Source organism: Acidovorax delafieldii 2AN (assembly GCF_000175235.1).
Classification (GTDB): Bacteria; Pseudomonadota; Gammaproteobacteria; order Burkholderiales; family Burkholderiaceae_C; genus Acidovorax; species Acidovorax delafieldii_B.
Genome location: NZ_ACQT01000605.1, coordinates 1 through 688, shown reverse-complemented (window position 1 = coordinate 688; position 688 = coordinate 1). Strand labels below are relative to the sequence as shown.

Annotated in this window: 1 protein-coding gene; it reads right to left on the bottom strand. The window is 69.6% G+C overall.

Annotated elements, in window-relative coordinates:
* Positions 1-184: 184 nt before the first annotated feature.
* Positions 185-688 (bottom strand): TetR family transcriptional regulator (locus tag ACDELDRAFT_RS23325; RefSeq protein ID WP_005801893.1); only part of this gene is annotated, 504 nt, incomplete at its 5' end.

Below are 688 nucleotides of genomic sequence, written 5' to 3'. Positions count from 1 at the left end.
GTGGATGCCAGCAACCTGCACAAGCTCGCGCGGCGGCTGGGCATCAAGGACTGAGCGCTTGCGTGTGCCGCTCGGCGGGGCAGCGCGCACGCCTCGCCCTGCAAATCGCTATCAATGCAGGTGCTGTTCGCGCTTGCTCCATAAGCGCATCAGGCCAATCAGGCCAGATAGGGCAAGATTTCTCTCAGACCCGCGCGAGGCCGGCCGCGTAGGCCTGGGCGGCCTCGCCCAGCCGGGCACGCAGGTCATGGGCATCGATCTGCGGCCCCTGCGCCAGCAGCGACTGTGAAACCCAGCCATAGGCCAGGGCGTGCAGCAGCCGCGCCGCTCCCGCCGCATCGCGCGGCCGGTCGGCGGCGGCTTCGAGCGCCAGCTGCCACAACTGCACATAGGCTTCGTAGTGCTTGCGGAACGCCTGCACGCTGGAAACCTGCCGCTCCAGGAGGAACAGCGCGCTCCACACCGGCGCCTCGCGCGCCACATGGCCCACCAGCACGTCGAGCAGCGCGTCCACCACCTGCACCAGCGGCTGGCCGCGCGCAGCCTCGACCGCGGCGCGACCCGCCTCGGCCAGGGCCTTCACGTGCGCATAGATGCACAGCGCCGCGAGCGCGCGCATGTTGCCAAAGTACTCATAGAAGGTGCCCACACCCACGCCGGCCACGGCTGCCACCTCGCGAATGGTGGT